Origin of the sequence: Dietzia sp. JS16-p6b (genome assembly GCF_003052165.1) — a bacterium.
Classification (GTDB): Bacteria; Actinomycetota; Actinomycetes; order Mycobacteriales; family Mycobacteriaceae; genus Dietzia.
This window is the reverse complement of the sequence record NZ_CP024869.1, coordinates 2,585,475-2,601,645: the sequence shown is the minus strand read 5'-3', so window position 1 is coordinate 2,601,645 and position 16,171 is coordinate 2,585,475. Positions and strand designations below refer to the sequence as shown.

Here is a 16,171-nt window from a genome sequence, read left to right as displayed (position 1 = left end):
CATGACCGCGCAGGGTGAGCAGGTGCTGGTGCGGTACGAGGTCTCGGGCGGTGCGGCCCGTGTGACCCTGGACTCGCAGCACAACCGCAACGCCATCTCCACCGCGCTGGTCGGGCAGCTGCACGCCGCGCTGGACCGGGCGGCCACCGACCACGACGCCCGCGTGGTGGTCCTCGGTCACGCCGGCGGCACCTTCTGCGCCGGCGCCGACCTCTCCGAGGCCTCCGCGAGCCAGGGGAGTCCCGAGGATCAGGCCGCCGAGCGGACCCGGGTCTTCCTCGGGTTGCTGCGCGCGATCCTCTCGCACCCCAAGCCGGTGATCGCCGCCGTGGACGGCCACGTCCGAGCCGGGGGGATGGGGCTGGTGGCCGCCTGCGATCTCGCGCTGGCGGGGCCGGCCTCGACGTTCGCGCTCACCGAGGTCCGCCTCGGTCTGGCGGCGGCCATGATCTCGGTGCCGCTCGCCGCGCGGATCACCTCGCGGGACCTCTCCCGCGCCCTGCTGACCGGAGAGAGGTTCGACGCCGAGCACGCCCGGCGGATCGGCCTGCTCACGGAGGCGGTCGAGGATCTCGAGGCCGCTGTCGGTGACCTCGTCGACGCGTTCCGGCCCTGCTCGCCGCAGGGACTCGCGGAGAACAAGGCACTGCTCGCCGCACCGATCCTGGCCGATCTCGACGCCCGGGGTGAGGAACTGGCCGGGGTGACCGCACGCCTGTTCACCACCGCCGAGGTGGCCGAGGGGATGACGGCCTTCCTTGAACGCCGTCCGCCCTCCTGGGCGACGCCGGACGCGTAGCGTATGCGATGTCGTTGATGTGTGACCTCCCCCACATCGCCCGAGTTCGAACCGAGAGGTAATGCCATGCGCACCAGAGCAGCCATCATCCGTGAGCCCAAGCAGGACGCCTGGGAGATCGTCGACGTCGACATCGACGATCCCAAGGCCGGGGAGGTGCAGGTCAAACTGGCCGCCTCGGGCCTCTGCCACTCGGACGAGCACCTGCTCACCGGCGACCTCCAGTTCGAGACCTACCCGATCATGGGTGGCCACGAGGGTGCCGGTGTGGTGACGAAGGTGGGAGAGGGCGTCACCGGGCTGGAGGAAGGGGACCACGTCGTCCTCGCGTTCATCCCCGCCTGCGGCGTCTGTCCGCCCTGTTCGGAGGGCCTCCAGAATCTCTGCGACAACGGCGCCGGGTTGCTCAGCGGCCGGGCGATCAGCGACGACGGCTACCGTGTGCACACCGCCGACGGTCAACCCGTCGCCACCATGTGCGTCCTCGGCACGTTCGCGCCGCACGTCACCGTCCATCAGTCCTCGGTGGTCAAGATCGAGAAGGACATCCCGCTGGACAAGGCCGCCCTGCTCGGGTGCGGCGTCTGCACGGGCTGGGGCTCGGCCACGGAGATCGGTCAGGCCAAGGAGGGCGACGTCGTGGTCGTCGTCGGGGTGGGCGGAATCGGGATCAACTCGGTGCAGGGCGCGGCCGCCGCGGGCGCGCGTGTCATCGTGGCCGTGGACCCCGTGGAGTTCAAGAGGGAGAAGGCCATGGAGTTCGGGGCCACCCACACGTGTGCCTCGATGGACGAGGCCATGGCGCTGGTGGGGGAGCTGAGCTGGGGACGGATGGCGGACCTGGTCCTGCTCACGATGGGGATCGTGGAGGGCAAGGACCTGCTGCCCGGGTTGATGCTCACCGGCAAGGGGCGTCGCTGTGTGGTGGTGGGTCTGGGGGACATGATGGCGGTCGACGCGCAGATCTCCATCCTCGACCTGGCCATGCAGCAGAAGACCCTGCAGGGCGCGATCTTCGGTGGCACCGGACCCCGCAAGCAGATCCCGCACCTGCTCCACCAGTACCGCGCCGGCAACCTCAAGCTCGACGAGTTGGTCACCAGGACGTACCGGCTGGACGAGATCAACCAGGGGTACCAGGACATGCGTGACGGCAAGAACATCCGCGGTGTGATCATCTACGACGAGCAGGACTGGTAACAGGAGGACAGATGACGGCACCCGAGAAGCGGGCCCCCAAGCAGGACCGTAGCCGCCTGACGCGGGAACGACTCCTCGGTGCGTCGATCGACCTCCTCGCCACCCAGGGCTGGGCGGCGACCACCGTGGGGGCGGTGGCCGCCGCCGCCGGCGTCTCACGGGGTGCCGCCCAGCACCACTTCCCGACCCGGGAGGACCTCATCACCGCCGCCCTCGGGCACATGATCGAGCAGCGGCTCGAGGACGTGCGGAGGGTCGGCCTGGATCTGCCGGAGCCGGGTCCCGAACGCACGGTCGCCGTGGTCCGGCTGATCGTCCAGCACTACACCTCGGATCTCTTCAAGGCCGCGCTCCACGTGTGGACCGCCGCGGCCAGCGACCCGGCGCTGCGCGACCGGGTGCTCCCGTTCGAGACCCACATGTCCCGCGAGGTGCTGGTGATCGCGGCCGAGGCCCTCGGGTACGACCCCGCCGACCTCCGGGTGCGTCGGCCCCTGCAGGCGACCCTCGACCTGGCGCGCGGGCTCGGCCTCGCGGACGTGCTCTCCGATGACTCGGCCCGTCGCGAGAAGGTCATCCGGTACTGGGCCGAGACGCTGGACCTGATGCTCGCGCAGGTCCCGGCGGCGTCGGACCGGGGCCTGCACCCCGGCCGCGTTTTGACCGATCCTCACGGGGGCGGTTAGGCTTGACCATCGTGCTCGCAGTACGCGAGCTGGAGGATCGTGCCCAGTAGGCCAGCGAGAGCGGCTGACGTGGTCGCCCGTGCGCCCGTCGGGGAGCGCGAGAGTCCGGATACGAGCAACGTCCCAGTGACCGGTGGTCGCCCCCGAGGAGGCCGCCAGCTAGAGAAAGTCGGTTCATGCCAACCATCAACCAGCTGGTCCGCAAGGGCCGCCAGGACAAGAAGTCCTCGACAGCGACGGCGGCGCTCAAGGGCTCGCCCCAGCGTCGTGGCGTGTGCACCCGTGTGTACACCACCACCCCCAAGAAGCCGAACTCCGCGCTGCGCAAGGTCGCCCGTGTGCGCCTGACCAGTGGCATCGAGGTCTCCGCCTACATCCCCGGTGAGGGCCACAACCTCCAGGAGCACTCGATGGTGCTCGTTCGCGGTGGTCGTGTGAAGGACCTCCCGGGTGTCCGTTACAAGATCATCCGCGGCTCCCTCGACACGCAGGGCGTGAAGGACCGCAAGCAGGCCCGCTCCCGCTACGGCGCCAAGAAGGAGAAGTAATGCCTCGTAAGGGTCCCGCCCCGAAGCGCCAGCTGATCAACGATCCGGTCTACGGTTCGCCGCTGGTCACGCAGCTCGTCAACAAGATCCTCCTCGACGGCAAGAAGACGACCGCCGAGCGCATCGTCTACTCCGCGCTGGAGATCTGCCGTGAGAAGACCGGGACCGATCCGGTCCTCACCCTCAAGAAGGCGCTCGACAACGTCAAGCCCGCCCTCGAGGTCCGCTCCCGCCGCGTCGGCGGTGCCACCTACCAGGTGCCCGTCGAGGTCCGCCCCGGGCGTTCCACGACCCTCGCCATGCGCTGGCTGGTGAACTTCTCCCGGCAGCGTCGCGAGAACAGCATGGTCGAGCGGCTCGCCAACGAGATCCTCGACGCCTCCAACGGCCTGGGTGCCGCGGTCAAGCGCCGCGAGGACACCCACAAGATGGCCGAGGCCAACCGGGCGTTCGCACACTACCGCTGGTGATCCAGCCGGGCCCCGGAGCGGGGGGGACGCCCACGGGGCGTCACCGCTCCGGGGCCCCCCGGCCGCCCCGAGGGTGGCATCATTGAACGAGGGTCGCCTCTCGCGTGAGCGAGTCACGGCACGGCCCAGGACAACAGACCCGGTCCGGACGGTCCACCATGACCGCCCGGCCCACCTAAGACTCATGATCGGGGATCATCCGTGGCACAGGACGTGCTGACCGACCTCAACAAGGTCCGCAACATCGGCATCATGGCGCACATCGACGCCGGTAAGACGACCGTCACCGAGCGCATCCTGTTCTACACGGGTGTCAACCGGAAGATCGGCGAGACGCACGACGGCGCCTCGACCACCGACTGGATGGAGCAGGAGAAGGAGCGCGGCATCACCATCACGTCGGCCGCCGTCACCTGCTTCTGGGACAACAACCAGATCAACATCATCGACACCCCGGGCCACGTCGACTTCACGGTCGAGGTCGAGCGGTCGCTCCGTGTGCTCGACGGCGCGGTCGCGGTCTTCGACGGCAAGGAGGGCGTCGAGCCCCAGTCGGAGCAGGTCTGGCGCCAGGCGGAGAAGTACGACGTCCCGCGCATCTGTTTCGTCAACAAGATGGACAAGATGGGCGCGGACTTCTACTACACCGTGCAGACCATCATCGACCGGCTCGGTGCCAAGCCGCTCGTCCTGCAGCTGCCCATCGGTGCGGAGGACGAGTTCGACGGGGTCATCGACCTCGTGGACATGAAGGCCCTCGTGTGGCCCGGCGTCACGCCGATCGGCACCGAGGCCACGGTCCAGGAGATCCCCGCGGAGCTCAAGGACAAGGCGGACGAGTACCGCGAGAAGCTCCTCGAGGCCGTCGCCGAGAGCGACGAGGCCCTCATGGAGAAGTACTTCGGCGGCGAGGAGCTGACGAAGGACGAGATCCAGGCCGCGATCCGCAAGATGACGGTGAACGCCGAGATCTACCCGGTGCTGTGTGGCTCGGCGTACAAGAACAAGGGCGTCCAGCCCCTGCTCGACGCGGTCATCTCCTACCTGCCCACCCCGTTGGACGTCGGCTCGATCCACGGTCACGCCGTCGGGGACGAGGAGACGGAGATCCGTCGTCAGCCGTCGAAGGACGAGCCGTTCGCGGCGCTGGCGTTCAAGATCGCCGTGCACCCGTTCTTCGGTGAGCTCACCTTCGTCCGCGTGTACTCGGGCCGGATCGACCCGAGCACCCAGGTCATGAACGCGACCAAGGGCAAGAAGGAGCGCGTCGGCAAGCTCTTCCAGATGCACGCCAACAAGGAGATGCCCGTCGAGGAGGCCGTGGCCGGCCACATCTACGCGTTCATCGGGCTCAAGGACACGACCACGGGTGACACCCTGTGCGACCTGAACAACCAGGTCATCCTCGAGTCGATGACGTTCCCGGCGCCGGTGATCGACGTGTCGATCGAGCCCAAGACCAAGGCGGACCAGGAGAAGCTCGGCACCGCGATCCAGAAGCTGGCCCGCGAGGACCCGACGTTCTCCGTCCGCCTGGACGACGAGACCGGTCAGACCGTCATCGGCGGCATGGGCGAGCTCCACCTGGACGTCCTCGTCGACCGGATGAAGCGTGAGTTCAAGGTCGAGGCCAACGTCGGCAAGCCGCAGGTCGCGTACCGCGAGACCATCAAGGGCACGGTCGAGAAGTACGACTACACCCACAAGAAGCAGACCGGTGGTTCGGGTCAGTTCGCCAAGGTCCAGATCCGTCTCGAGCCGCTCCCCCAGGAGCAGGTCGAGGAGGGCGAGACCTACGAGTTCGACGACAAGGTCACCGGTGGTCGCGTCCCCAAGGAGTACATCCCCTCCGTGGACGCCGGCATCAAGGACGCCATGCAGTACGGCGTCCTGGCCGGGTACCCGATGGTCAACGTCAAGGCGACCCTGGTCGACGGCGCGTACCACGAGGTCGACTCCTCGGAGATGGCGTTCAAGGTCGCGGGCTCGATGGCCTTCAAGGAGGCCGCACGCAAGTGTCAGCCGGTGATCCTGGAGCCGCTCATGGCGGTCGAGGTCATCACCCCCGAGGACTACATGGGCGACGTCATCGGCGACATCAACTCCCGACGCGGCCAGATCCAGGCGATGGAGGAGCGCTCCGGCGCCCGCGTCGTCAAGGCCAACGTGCCGCTGTCGGAGATGTTCGGCTACGTCGGCGACCTCCGGTCGCGGACGCAGGGCCGGGCCAACTACTCGATGGTCTTCTCCCACTACGCCGAGGTTCCGGCGAGTGTGTCCAAGGAGATCATCGCCAAGGCGACCGGCGAGTAACCGGTACTGGTCCCGCCCGGCCGAGAGGCAGGGGCGGGGCCGATGCCGGCGGCGCACGGTCGAACCTCCGGGTGGCCGCCGGTTCGTGCCCTCGACGGCACGATGAGTAAGATCAGATCCCACACAATGCAGTGCCCACCTCGAGGTGGGGACAGACCAGTCCAGGAGGACACACAGTGGCGAAGGCGAAGTTCGAGCGGACCAAACCGCACGTTAACATCGGCACCATCGGTCACGTCGACCATGGCAAGACCACCACCACCGCGGCCATCACCAAGGTCCTGGCGGACACCTACCCGGATCTCAACGACGCGTTCGCGTTCGACGAGATCGACAAGGCGCCGGAGGAGAAGGCTCGTGGTATCACGATCAACATCTCCCACGTCGAGTACCAGACCGAGAAGCGCCACTACGCGCACGTCGACGCCCCGGGCCACGCGGACTACATCAAGAACATGATCACGGGTGCCGCCCAGATGGACGGCGCGATCCTGGTCGTGGCGGCCACCGACGGCCCGATGCCGCAGACCCGTGAGCACGTGCTGCTCGCCCGCCAGGTCGGCGTCCCCTACATCCTCGTCGCCCTCAACAAGTGCGACATGGTCGACGACGAGGAGATCCTCGAGCTCGTCGAGATGGAGGTGCGTGAGCTCCTCGGCTCGCAGGAGTTCGACGAGGACGCCCCCGTCGTGCACATCTCGGCGCTCAAGGCGCTCGAGGGTGACGAGAAGTGGGTCCAGGCGATCCGCGACCTCATGCAGGCCTGTGACGACTCCATCCCGGACCCCGAGCGTGAGACGGACAAGCCGTTCCTCATGCCCGTCGAGGACGTCTTCACGATCACCGGTCGTGGCACCGTCGTCACCGGTCGTATCGAGCGTGGCCAGATCAACGTCAACGAGGATGTCGAGCTCATCGGCATCAAGGACAAGGCCACCAAGACCACCATCACGGGCATCGAGATGTTCCGTAAGCTCCTCGACTACGGCGAGGCCGGCGACAACGTCGGTCTGCTCGTCCGTGGCCTCAAGCGCGAGGAGGTCGAGCGCGGCCAGGTCGTCATCAAGCCGGGCGCGTACACCCCGCACACGAACTTCGAGGGCCAGGCGTACATCCTGTCCAAGGACGAGGGCGGCCGCCACACGCCGTTCTTCAACAACTACCGTCCGCAGTTCTACTTCCGCACCACGGACGTGACCGGCGTCGTGACCCTCCCCGAGGGCACCGAGATGGTCATGCCGGGCGACAACACCGAGATGAGCGTCGAGCTCATCCAGCCGGTCGCCATGGACGAGGGACTGCGCTTCGCGATCCGTGAGGGTGGCCGCACCGTCGGCGCCGGTCAGGTCACCAAGATCATCAAGTGATCGACTGACCCGTCGGGTCGGACGCGACGTCCGGACCGTATGACGAAGGGGCGCCCCACCGCGAGGTGGGGCGCCCCTTCGTCGTCGTCCCGAGGCTCGTGCCGTGGGGGCCGGAACGGGTGCCCGTCGCCGGAACGGGCTACCGGCGGCGACCGATGACGCTCATGGCCACCGAGAGTCCCACCGCGGCCACCCCGGCCAGAGCGGTCACCGCCACGGCGGCGACCTGCTCGGCGGTCGCGGCGTGATCCGGACGGCGGGGACCGCCGACGCCGTGCCGGCGGTCGACCTCCTCGAGGGCGCGGAGCATCGCGTCGGGGTCGCCGCCCTTGTCGGGGTGATGCCGCAGGACGGCTTGACGCCGGTCCCGCTTGTAGGCGGCGGGGTCGCGTGGTTCGCGTCGGCTGTTCACGTTCTGCACTCCTGGGGGACGAGGCGCCGAGAGGCTCTGATGGTTCGACGGTACCGAAGCCGAGGCGAGCCGCGCACGCCGTCCGCGACCGGTCGTCCGCGGCGATTTTGATCCCGTGGGGTCAGTGCGGCATACTGGTCGAGTTGCCCGGACAAGGCGGCGAACTCGTGTGGCCCTCGGGCCGCGGGCGAACCGGGTTGGTCGGGCGAGCACGACAGGGGCGGGTGAGCGATCACCCGCCGGAAAAGTGGGAGGGCGACACGCCCGACCGCGTGGACGCGTCGTGACACGTCAACAGCGGCAGCGGATCGGTTCCGCCGTCACCCTCGCCTCGCGGGAGTGCGGCTCTCCGTCCTCTGGAGGGCTCATCGTCGTGTCACGTTCGTGAGCGCACGACGGCGGCCCTCCACGACGGAGCACCGATGCACGAGACCGGGCGGTAGACGGTCTGACGGTGTCATGTACGACAAGCGAACACACCAGGTGTCCCCCGCGCAGCGAGGGCGCTCACGACAGCCGCCTTCACGGGCGGAGGGAGAAAGAGGACGAAGTGGCGGGACAAAAGATCCGCATCCGGCTCAAGGCCTACGACCACGAGGCCATCGACGCCTCGGCGCGCAAGATCGTCGAGACGGTCACCCGCACGGGAGCTCGTGTCGTCGGCCCGGTGCCGTTGCCGACCGAGAAGAACGTGTACTGCGTCATCCGCTCGCCGCACAAGTACAAGGATTCGCGCGAGCACTTCGAGATGCGCACCCACAAGCGGTTGATCGACATCCTCGACCCCACGCCCAAGACCGTGGACGCGCTCATGCGCATCGACCTGCCTGCCAGCGTCGACGTCAACATCCAGTGACCTCCGACCGAGCAGCGGTCAGCAAGCAACGTGCAGCGGAGACAGTGAACAGATGAGTACAACCGAGATCAAGGGAATCCTGGGCGCGAAGCTCGGCATGACCCAGGTCTTCGACGAGAACAACCGGGTCGTCCCGGTTACCGTCATCAAGGCCGGGCCGTGTGTCGTCACCGGGATCCGTACAGAGCAGACCGACGGCTACAACGCCGTCCAGATCGCCTTCGGCGCGATCGACCCCCGCAAGGTCACCAAGCCCGTGTCGGGTCAGTTCGCCAAGGCGGGTGTGACCCCGCGTCGCCACGTCGCGGAGATCCGACTCGACAACGCCGAGCAGGCGGCCGGCTACGAGCTGGGCCAGGAGCTCGGCGCGGACGTGTTCTCCGACGGCGCCTTCGTCGACGTCACCGGCACCTCCAAGGGCAAGGGATTCGCCGGCACGATGAAGCGTCACGGCTTCGCGGGCCAGGGTGCCTCGCACGGTACCCAGGCCGTGCACCGTCGGCCCGGTTCCATCGGCGGCGCATCGACCCCGGGCCGGGTGTTCCGGGGCAAGAAGATGGCCGGACGCATGGGCAACGAGCGCGTGACCACGATGAACCTCAAGGTCCACAAGGTCGACGCCGAGGCCGGCGTCCTCCTGATCAAGGGAGCCATCCCGGGTCGCAACGGCGGCCTCGTGATGGTCCGTTCCGCAGTGAAGGGCGGTGCGCGCGCATGACCACGACGGAGAACCCCGTGAATCTCAAGCTGGACGTCCGTACCCCGGCCGGTTCGGCCGACGGGTCGGTCGAGCTCCCCGCCGCGATCTTCGGCGTCGAGCCCAACCTGTCCCTGATGCACCAGGTCGTCGTGGCGCAGCTCGCCGCGGCGCGGCAGGGCACCCACTCGACCAAGACCCGCGGCGAGGTCCGTGGCGGTGGCCGCAAGCCGTTCCGCCAGAAGGGCACCGGCCGTGCGCGCCAGGGCTCGACCCGCGCCCCGGCCTACACCGGCGGTGGCACGGTCCACGGCCCCAAGCCGCGTGACTACTCGCAGCGCACGCCCAAGAAGATGAAGGCCGCCGCCCTCCGCGGGGCCCTGTCCGACCGGGCCGCGAACGATCGCATCCACGTGGTCACCGAGGTCGTCGAGGGCCAGACCCCGTCGACGGCGGGCGTGCGGGACTTCCTCGCGAGCCTGTCGGACCGCAAGAAGTTCCTGCTCGTGGTGGGCCGCGAGGACATCGCGGCGTGGCGTTCGGTGGGCAACCTGGACAACGTCCATCCCATCGCCCCGGATCAGCTGAACACCTACGACGTGCTGAACGCAGACGACGTCGTGTTCACGGTCGAGGCTCTGGACGCGTTCGTCTCGCAGGCCAGCAAGCGTGCCGCAGGCACGGAGAACACCGCCGCGAAGGAGGCCGACAAGTGAGCACCGTCGCAGATCCCCGGGACGTGATCATCGCCCCGGTCGTCTCCGAGAAGGCCTACGGCCTGCTCGAGCAGGGCGTGTACACGTTCCTGGTCGCCCCGGACGCCAACAAGACGCAGATCAAGATCGCCCTCCAGGAGATCTTCGGCGTCACCGTTGAGTCCGTCAACACCGCCAACCGTCAGGGCAAGCGCAAGCGCACCCGCACCGGGTTCGGACAGCGCAAGAGCACCAAGCGCGCCATCGTGACCCTCGCGGCCGACAGCAAGCCCATCGAGATCCCGGGTCTGACCGCCTGACGGCGGGACGAGTTAAGGACGAGAGAACCTCATGGCTATCCGCAAGTACAAGCCCACGACGCCCGGCCGTCGCGGCTCGAGCGTCTCGGACTTCGCCGAGATCACGCGCTCGACGCCCGAGAAGTCGCTGCTTCGCCCACTACACAAGACCGGTGGCCGTAACGGCCACGGTCGCATCACCACCCGCCACAAGGGCGGTGGACACAAGCGCCAGTACCGCGTCATCGACTTCCGTCGCAACGACAAGGACGGCGTCGACGCCACCGTCGCGCACATCGAGTACGACCCCAACCGCACCGCCAACATCGCCCTCCTGCACTACGCGGACGGCGAGAAGCGGTACATCCTCGCCCCGCGCAACCTCAAGCAGGGCATGAAGGTCGAGTCGGGTGTCGGTTCCGACATCAAGGTCGGCAACAACCTGCCGCTGCGCAACATCCCCGCCGGTACCGTCGTGCACGCCGTGGAGCTCCGCCCCGGCGGCGGCGCCAAGATGGCCCGCGCCGCGGGTGCCGGGATCCAGCTGCTCGGCAAGGAGGGCGCGTACGCCTCCCTCCGGATGCCGTCCGGTGAGATCCGCCGGGTCGACGTCCGCTGCCGCGCGACGATCGGCGAGGTGGGCAACGCCGAGCAGGGGAACATCAACTGGGGCAAGGCCGGCCGCATGCGGTGGAAGGGCGTCCGCCCGACCGTCCGCGGCGTCGTGATGAACCCCGTCGACCACCCGCACGGTGGTGGCGAGGGCAAGACGTCCGGTGGACGTCACCCCGTCAGCCCGTGGGGCCAGCCCGAGGGCCGGACCCGCAAGCCCAACAAGGCGAGCGACAAGATGATTGTCCGCCGCCGTCGCACCGGTAAGAAGCGCTAAGGAGGGAAACTAGGATGCCTCGTAGTCTCAAGAAGGGTCCGTTCGTCGACGAACACCTCCTCGCGAAGGTGGACGCGCAGAACGACAAGGGTACCCATCAGGTCATCAAGACCTGGTCGCGTCGCTCGACGATCCTGCCCGATTTCATCGGCCACACGTTCGCCGTCCACGACGGCCGCAAGCATGTGCCCGTGTTCGTGTCCGATTCCATGGTGGGTCACAAGCTCGGCGAGTTCGCGCCGACGCGCACGTTCAAGGGGCACATCAAGGACGATCGGAAGAGTAAGCGTCGATGAGCACTGATACCAGCAAGACCGCCGAAGGCACGGCGCAGGAGGAGCAGAAGCTCACCGCCCGGGCCACCGCCAAGTTCGTCCGCGTCACGCCCATGAAGGCGCGTCGCGTGATCGACCTGATCCGGGGCAAGGACGCCTCCGACGCGCTGGACATCCTGCGGTTCGCCCCGCAGTCCGCCAGCGAGCCGGTCGGCAAGGTCCTCGCGTCCGCCATGGCGAACGCCGAGAACAACCTCGACCTGGATCCCCGGACCCTCGTCGTGTCGGCCGCGTTCGCCGACGAGGGCCCGACCCTGAAGCGGTTCCGTCCGCGTGCCCAGGGTCGTGCGTTCCGCGTGCGTAAGCGCACGAGCCACATCACCGTCGAGGTGACCAGCGTGCCCGAGAAGGCCGGTTCCGCCGGCCGGGGTCGTCGTAACCAGGGAGGTGCCCGCTAAATGGGACAGAAGATCCAGCCGCACGGCTTCCGTCTCGGCATCACCTCGGACTGGACGTCCAAGTGGTACGCCGACAAGCAGTACGCGGACTACGTCGCCGAGGACATCAAGATCCGTCAGCTCCTGTCCAAGGGCATGGAGCGGGCCGGCATCTCGGGCGTGGACATCTCCCGCACCCGTGACCGGGTCAACGTGGACATCCACACCGCCCGCCCGGGCATCGTGATCGGTCGCCGGGGTGCCGAGGCCGACCGTCTCCGTGGCGAGCTCGAGAAGCTCACCGCGAAGCAGGTCCACCTCAACATCCTCGAGATCAAGAACACCGAGGCCGACGCCCAGCTCGTGGCGCAGGGGATCGCGGAGCAGCTGTCCAACCGCGTGGCGTTCCGTCGCGCGATGCGCAAGGGCATCCAGTCCGCGATGCGTCAGCCCCAGGTCAAGGGCATCAAGGTGGTCTGTTCGGGCCGTCTCGGCGGTGCCGAGATGTCGCGTTCGGAGCGCTACCACGAGGGTCGCGTCCCGCTCCACACCCTGCGTGCCGAGATCGACTACGGCACCTACGAGGCCAAGACCACCTTCGGTCGTATCGGCGTCAAGGTGTGGATCTACAAGGGTGACGTCGTCGGCGGGCGTCGCGAGTCCGACCAGTACGCCCAGTCCAGCAACCGCGGCGGAGCCGACCGGGGACCCCGCCGTGAGCGTGGCGCGGGCCGGCCGCGTCGTTCCGGCGCCCAGGGGACCACCGCCACCAGCACCGAGACCGGCCGCGCCGGTTCCGGTTCGGCTGCCGAGGCACCCGCCCAGGCTCCGCAGAATCAGACCAGGGAGGCGTGAGAAGTGCTCATCCCCAAGCGCGTCAAGCACCGCAAGCAGCACCACCCCGGCCGCAGTGGCGGGGCCAAGGGCGGCACCAAGGTGACGTTCGGTGAGTACGGCATCCAGGCCCTCGAGCCCGCGTACGTCACCAACCGTCAGATCGAGTCCGCTCGTATCGCGATCAACCGCCACATCAAGCGTGGCGGCAAGGTGTGGATCAACATCTACCCCGATCGTCCGCTGACCAAGAAGCCCGCCGAGGTCCGCATGGGTTCCGGTAAGGGATCCGTCGAGTGGTGGGTGGCCAACGTCAAGCCGGGACGCATCCTGTTCGAGATGTCGTACCCCAACGAGGAGACCGCACGCGAGGCACTGCGCCGCGCGCAGCACAAGCTCCCGTGCAAGACCCGTATCGTGACCCGGGAGGAGCAGTTCTGATGGCTAGTGGAACCACCGCCCCCGAGTTGCGCGAACTCGACGCCGATGCGCTCACCGCGCGTCTCCGTGAGGCCAAGGAGGAGCTGTTCAACCTGCGCTTCCAGATGGCCACGGGTCAGCTGACCAACAACCGTCGCCTGCGGGTCGTCCGTCACGACATCGCACGCATCTACACCGTCATCCGCGAGCGCGAGCTCGGGCTGTCGGCGGCGCCGGGTGATGCCAAGTGAGTGACAAGGAAGCAGCCGTGACTGAGGCCAGCGAGAACATCGAGCGCAACAGCCGCAAGGTGCGCATCGGGTACGTCGTGTCCGACAAGATGGACAAGACCATCGTCGTCGAGCTCGAGGACCGCGTGAAGCATGCGCTCTACGGCAAGATCATGCGCCGTACCGAGCGGGTGAAGGCTCACGACGAGACCAACGACGCCGGAGTCGGCGACCGCGTGCGGATCATGGAGACCCGCCCGCTGTCCGCCACCAAGCGGTACCGCCTCGTCGAGGTCCTGGAGCGCGCGAAGTAAGACCCGCTCCTGTGACATCCGCCGGCCCGGCCCCGAGACCTCGGGGCCGGGCCGGCGGCGTACGGGGATGTAACAAAATCCTAGTCTTGATACGACAAGTCAGTATTGTGTCATCGGCTACCGAGCCGGAGTTCACCCTGCGGCCCGGGGCGTCAGTTCCCGTGGGCCGCGTCGCGCACGAGGACGGGATCGGGAAATGACGAGAAGGCCGGATATCCATCGGGACGGACGCCGCACAGCGGGACGCGGGGGAGCGCGCCGACGCACCCCCGGCGCACTCCGGGCGACGACCGTGGCCGTGTCGGCACTGCTGATCGGGGCCGGCGCGGGTGCGGGGACGGCGGGGGCGCAGAGCCTCGATCCCGGATCCCTGGTGCCGAGCGTCGCACCAGGCAGCCTGCTCGGGGTCCCGTCACTGAGCGTCGCCGCCCTCACGCAGTTGGGCGCCCCCATCCCGCTGACGTCCGTGCTCGGTTCGGTCGCCGCGGCCGGGTCCGGTGACTTCCCCCGCCCGGGCAGCTCCCAATCGCCCTCGGGGCCCGTCTCCACGCGCGACGGTTCGATCACGCAGACGACGGTGCGCGACATCGCCCCGCTGTTCCCGGGGTCGCTGAACCCCGTCGACCGCCGGGCGGAGGTCTGGACCGTCACATCGGCATCGATGCAGCGGACCGTCCGGGTCGAGGTGTACCGGGCGCCGGACGGCGTGGACGCGCCGAACGTGTATTTCCTCGACGGCGTGGGAAGCGAATCCCCGTCGGGGTGGAGCACCGGCATGGGCTGGGGCGACCCGGCCCTGCGCGACCGCGCGGTCAACGTGATCGCGCCGACGGGCGCTCCGGCCTCCATGTGGTCGGACTGGCAGTCCGACGACCCGGTCCTGGGGCCGAACATGTGGGAGACCTTCCTGATCGACGAGTTGCCCCCGTTGCTGGAGGCCGGTCTGCCCGGCGCGGCCGCGCCTCTCGCGCACAACGGCAGCTGGGGCGTGATGGGGTTGTCGATGGGCGCGTCCGCCGCCGTCCATCTGGCCAACACGAACCCCGGCATGTTCGACGCCGTCGCCGGGGTCAGCGGGGCCTATTCCACGACCGACGAACTCGGGTACCAGTACGCACGGTTGACCGTGGCCGCGCGGAACGGCGACGTCACCAACATGTGGGGCCCGCGGGGCTCCCAGGCGTGGCGGGACCACGACACGGTGTCCGACCCGTCCGGCCTCGCCGGCAAGACCGTGTACCTCAGTGCCGCCACGGGTCGGGTGGGCTCGGCCGAGCTGGGTCATTTCGGCAGCAACGAGATGATCCTGGTGGACGGGCACATCCTGGAGAAGGGCTCCTACGAGAGCACCAGGCGGCTCGAGTCCGAACTCGCGGGGGTCCCGGGGGTCGATCTGCGGATGAACTACATGCCGACCGGCATCCACAACTGGCCCGTCTTCGTGACCCAGATGCTGCCGGGGATGGATCACATCCTGTCGGGTCTGGCGCCGGCGGTCCCGAGCGCCCGGCCGGCGTCCGGGGGAGTGGATCCCGGTTCCGCCGGCTCGGCGGGGTCGCTGGGGTCGACCGGATCGGCCGGCTCCCTCGGCGGCTGACGCCGATTTGGGGCCCGGCCACCGGGAGCCCTACACTGGAACAGTTGCCCGTGGTGGCCGAGTCGAGAGATCCGGCCGGGGCGACATGACCGCGTGTGTCGGGTCGGAATCCGGCACACATCTGAACAAGCCTGGTCAGGAGAACCATGATCCAGCAGGAGTCGCGACTCAAGATCGCCGACAACACGGGTGCCAAGGAGATTCTCTGCATCCGCGTTCTCGGTGGATCCAAGCGTCGCTATGCCGGCGTGGGCGACATCATCGTCGCCACCGTCAAGGACGCCATCCCCGGTGGCAACGTCAAGAAGGGTGAGGTCGTCAAGGCCGTCATCGTGCGCACCGCCAAGGAGCGCCGTCGCCCGGACGGGTCGTACATCAAGTTCGACGAGAACGCCGCCGTCATCATCAAGAACGACAACGACCCGCGCGGGACCCGCATCTTCGGGCCCGTCGGTCGTGAACTGCGCGACAAGAAGTTCATGCGCATCGTCTCGCTGGCTCCGGAGGTGCTCTGACATGAAGGTCCACAAGGGCGACACGGTGCTCGTCATCGCCGGCAAGGACAAGGGCGCCAAGGGCAAGGTCATCCAGGCCTACCCGGCGCAGGAGAAGGTCCTCGTCGAGGGCGTGAACCGCATCAAGAAGCACACCGCCAACTCGGCTGCCGAGCGTGGTGCCTCCTCCGGTGGCATCGTCACGCAGGAGGCCCCGATCCACGTGTCCAACGTGATGGTCGTGGACGCCGACGGCACCCCGTCGCGCGTCGGAATCCGCACCGACGAGAACGGTAAGCGCGTCCGGGTCTCGCGCAAGACCGGGAAGGACCTGTGACC

At 68.2% G+C, this 16,171-nt stretch carries 22 protein-coding genes; 21 read left to right on the top strand and 1 reads right to left on the bottom strand.

What is annotated here, in order from left to right:
• Window position 1 precedes the first annotated feature (1 nt).
• The 7 genes from CT688_RS11925 (at window position 2) to tuf (ending at window position 7,383) form a co-directional block, all read left to right on the top strand.
• Window positions 2-799 carry an enoyl-CoA hydratase family protein gene (locus CT688_RS11925; RefSeq protein WP_107757067.1) on the top strand — a complete coding sequence of 266 codons (798 nt, stop codon included), beginning with the start codon at window positions 2-4 and terminating at the stop codon, window positions 797-799.
• Window positions 800-865: 66 nt separating this feature from the next.
• Window positions 866-1,999 (top strand): NDMA-dependent alcohol dehydrogenase, encoded by a 1,134-nt coding sequence (locus CT688_RS11920; protein WP_107757066.1) that lies wholly within the window; start codon window positions 866-868, stop codon window positions 1,997-1,999.
• Window positions 2,000-2,010: 11 nt separating this feature from the next.
• A complete protein-coding gene (locus CT688_RS11915) occupies window positions 2,011-2,685 on the top strand; it encodes a TetR/AcrR family transcriptional regulator (protein WP_107757065.1) in 675 nt (224 codons plus the stop codon).
• A 176-nt stretch (window positions 2,686-2,861) separates the two neighbouring features.
• Window positions 2,862-3,233: a 30S ribosomal protein S12 gene (gene rpsL / locus CT688_RS11910; RefSeq protein ID WP_017838186.1), complete on the top strand. Its 372-nt coding sequence runs from the start codon at window positions 2,862-2,864 to the stop codon at window positions 3,231-3,233.
• The gene (gene rpsG / locus CT688_RS11905) at window positions 3,233-3,703 is read left to right on the top strand and encodes a 30S ribosomal protein S7 (protein WP_017838187.1); all 471 of its coding nucleotides are present in this window, start codon (window positions 3,233-3,235) and stop codon (window positions 3,701-3,703) included. The genes rpsL and rpsG overlap by 1 nt, the downstream gene beginning before the upstream one ends.
• Window positions 3,704-3,904: 201 nt before the next feature.
• Window positions 3,905-6,016 carry an elongation factor G gene (gene fusA, locus CT688_RS11900; RefSeq protein ID WP_107757064.1) on the top strand — a complete coding sequence of 704 codons (2,112 nt, stop codon included), beginning with the start codon at window positions 3,905-3,907 and terminating at the stop codon, window positions 6,014-6,016.
• 176 nt (window positions 6,017-6,192) lie between these two features.
• Window positions 6,193-7,383: an elongation factor Tu gene (tuf, locus tag CT688_RS11895; RefSeq protein ID WP_107757063.1), complete on the top strand. Its 1,191-nt coding sequence runs from the start codon at window positions 6,193-6,195 to the stop codon at window positions 7,381-7,383.
• Window positions 7,384-7,522: 139 nt separating this feature from the next.
• Here tuf and CT688_RS11890 read toward each other — a convergent pair whose 3' ends face one another.
• Complete coding sequence (locus CT688_RS11890) at window positions 7,523-7,795, bottom strand: hypothetical protein (RefSeq protein ID WP_107757062.1); 273 nt, start codon at window positions 7,793-7,795, stop codon at window positions 7,523-7,525.
• 550 nt (window positions 7,796-8,345) lie between these two features.
• Between CT688_RS11890 and rpsJ the strand changes: the two genes are divergently transcribed.
• The 14 genes from rpsJ (at window position 8,346) to rplX (ending at window position 16,169) form a co-directional block, all read left to right on the top strand.
• Entirely contained in the window at window positions 8,346-8,651 is a 306-nt protein-coding gene (gene rpsJ, locus CT688_RS11885; protein WP_003938093.1) for a 30S ribosomal protein S10, read from the top strand.
• A 52-nt stretch (window positions 8,652-8,703) separates the two neighbouring features.
• Window positions 8,704-9,369 (top strand): 50S ribosomal protein L3, encoded by a 666-nt coding sequence (gene rplC / locus CT688_RS11880; RefSeq protein WP_107757061.1) that lies wholly within the window; start codon window positions 8,704-8,706, stop codon window positions 9,367-9,369.
• The gene (gene rplD / locus CT688_RS11875) at window positions 9,366-10,064 is read left to right on the top strand and encodes a 50S ribosomal protein L4 (protein ID WP_107757060.1); all 699 of its coding nucleotides are present in this window, start codon (window positions 9,366-9,368) and stop codon (window positions 10,062-10,064) included. The genes rplC and rplD overlap by 4 nt, the downstream gene beginning before the upstream one ends.
• Complete coding sequence (gene rplW / locus CT688_RS11870; RefSeq protein ID WP_095717595.1) at window positions 10,061-10,363, top strand: 50S ribosomal protein L23; 303 nt, start codon at window positions 10,061-10,063, stop codon at window positions 10,361-10,363. The genes rplD and rplW overlap by 4 nt, the downstream gene beginning before the upstream one ends.
• Before the next feature lie 31 nt (window positions 10,364-10,394).
• Window positions 10,395-11,231 carry a 50S ribosomal protein L2 gene (gene rplB, locus CT688_RS11865; RefSeq protein WP_107757059.1) on the top strand — a complete coding sequence of 279 codons (837 nt, stop codon included), beginning with the start codon at window positions 10,395-10,397 and terminating at the stop codon, window positions 11,229-11,231.
• 14 nt (window positions 11,232-11,245) lie between these two features.
• Window positions 11,246-11,527, top strand: coding sequence for a 30S ribosomal protein S19 (gene rpsS, locus CT688_RS11860; protein ID WP_017838195.1), 282 nt, complete (start codon window positions 11,246-11,248; stop codon window positions 11,525-11,527).
• Window positions 11,524-11,964 carry a 50S ribosomal protein L22 gene (rplV, locus tag CT688_RS11855; RefSeq protein ID WP_107757058.1) on the top strand — a complete coding sequence of 147 codons (441 nt, stop codon included), beginning with the start codon at window positions 11,524-11,526 and terminating at the stop codon, window positions 11,962-11,964. The genes rpsS and rplV overlap by 4 nt, the downstream gene beginning before the upstream one ends.
• Entirely contained in the window at window positions 11,965-12,798 is an 834-nt protein-coding gene (gene rpsC / locus CT688_RS11850; protein ID WP_017838197.1) for a 30S ribosomal protein S3, read from the top strand. It begins immediately after the preceding gene.
• A gap of 3 nt (window positions 12,799-12,801) precedes the next feature.
• Window positions 12,802-13,218, top strand: a complete 417-nt coding sequence (rplP, locus tag CT688_RS11845) for a 50S ribosomal protein L16 (RefSeq protein ID WP_017838198.1) — start codon at window positions 12,802-12,804, stop codon at window positions 13,216-13,218.
• The gene (gene rpmC / locus CT688_RS11840) at window positions 13,218-13,448 is read left to right on the top strand and encodes a 50S ribosomal protein L29 (RefSeq protein WP_017838199.1); all 231 of its coding nucleotides are present in this window, start codon (window positions 13,218-13,220) and stop codon (window positions 13,446-13,448) included. The genes rplP and rpmC overlap by 1 nt, the downstream gene beginning before the upstream one ends.
• Window positions 13,449-13,465: 17 nt before the next feature.
• On the top strand, window positions 13,466-13,741 hold the full coding sequence (gene rpsQ / locus CT688_RS11835) for a 30S ribosomal protein S17 (RefSeq protein ID WP_095717594.1): 276 nt from the start codon (window positions 13,466-13,468) through the stop codon (window positions 13,739-13,741).
• A 196-nt stretch (window positions 13,742-13,937) separates the two neighbouring features.
• Window positions 13,938-15,338 (top strand): alpha/beta hydrolase family protein, encoded by a 1,401-nt coding sequence (locus CT688_RS11830; protein ID WP_107757057.1) that lies wholly within the window; start codon window positions 13,938-13,940, stop codon window positions 15,336-15,338.
• A 146-nt stretch (window positions 15,339-15,484) separates the two neighbouring features.
• Entirely contained in the window at window positions 15,485-15,853 is a 369-nt protein-coding gene (gene rplN / locus CT688_RS11825; protein WP_095717592.1) for a 50S ribosomal protein L14, read from the top strand.
• A gap of 1 nt (window position 15,854) precedes the next feature.
• On the top strand, window positions 15,855-16,169 hold the full coding sequence (gene rplX, locus CT688_RS11820; protein WP_017838203.1) for a 50S ribosomal protein L24: 315 nt from the start codon (window positions 15,855-15,857) through the stop codon (window positions 16,167-16,169).
• The last annotated feature ends 2 nt before the right edge of the window (window positions 16,170-16,171 follow it).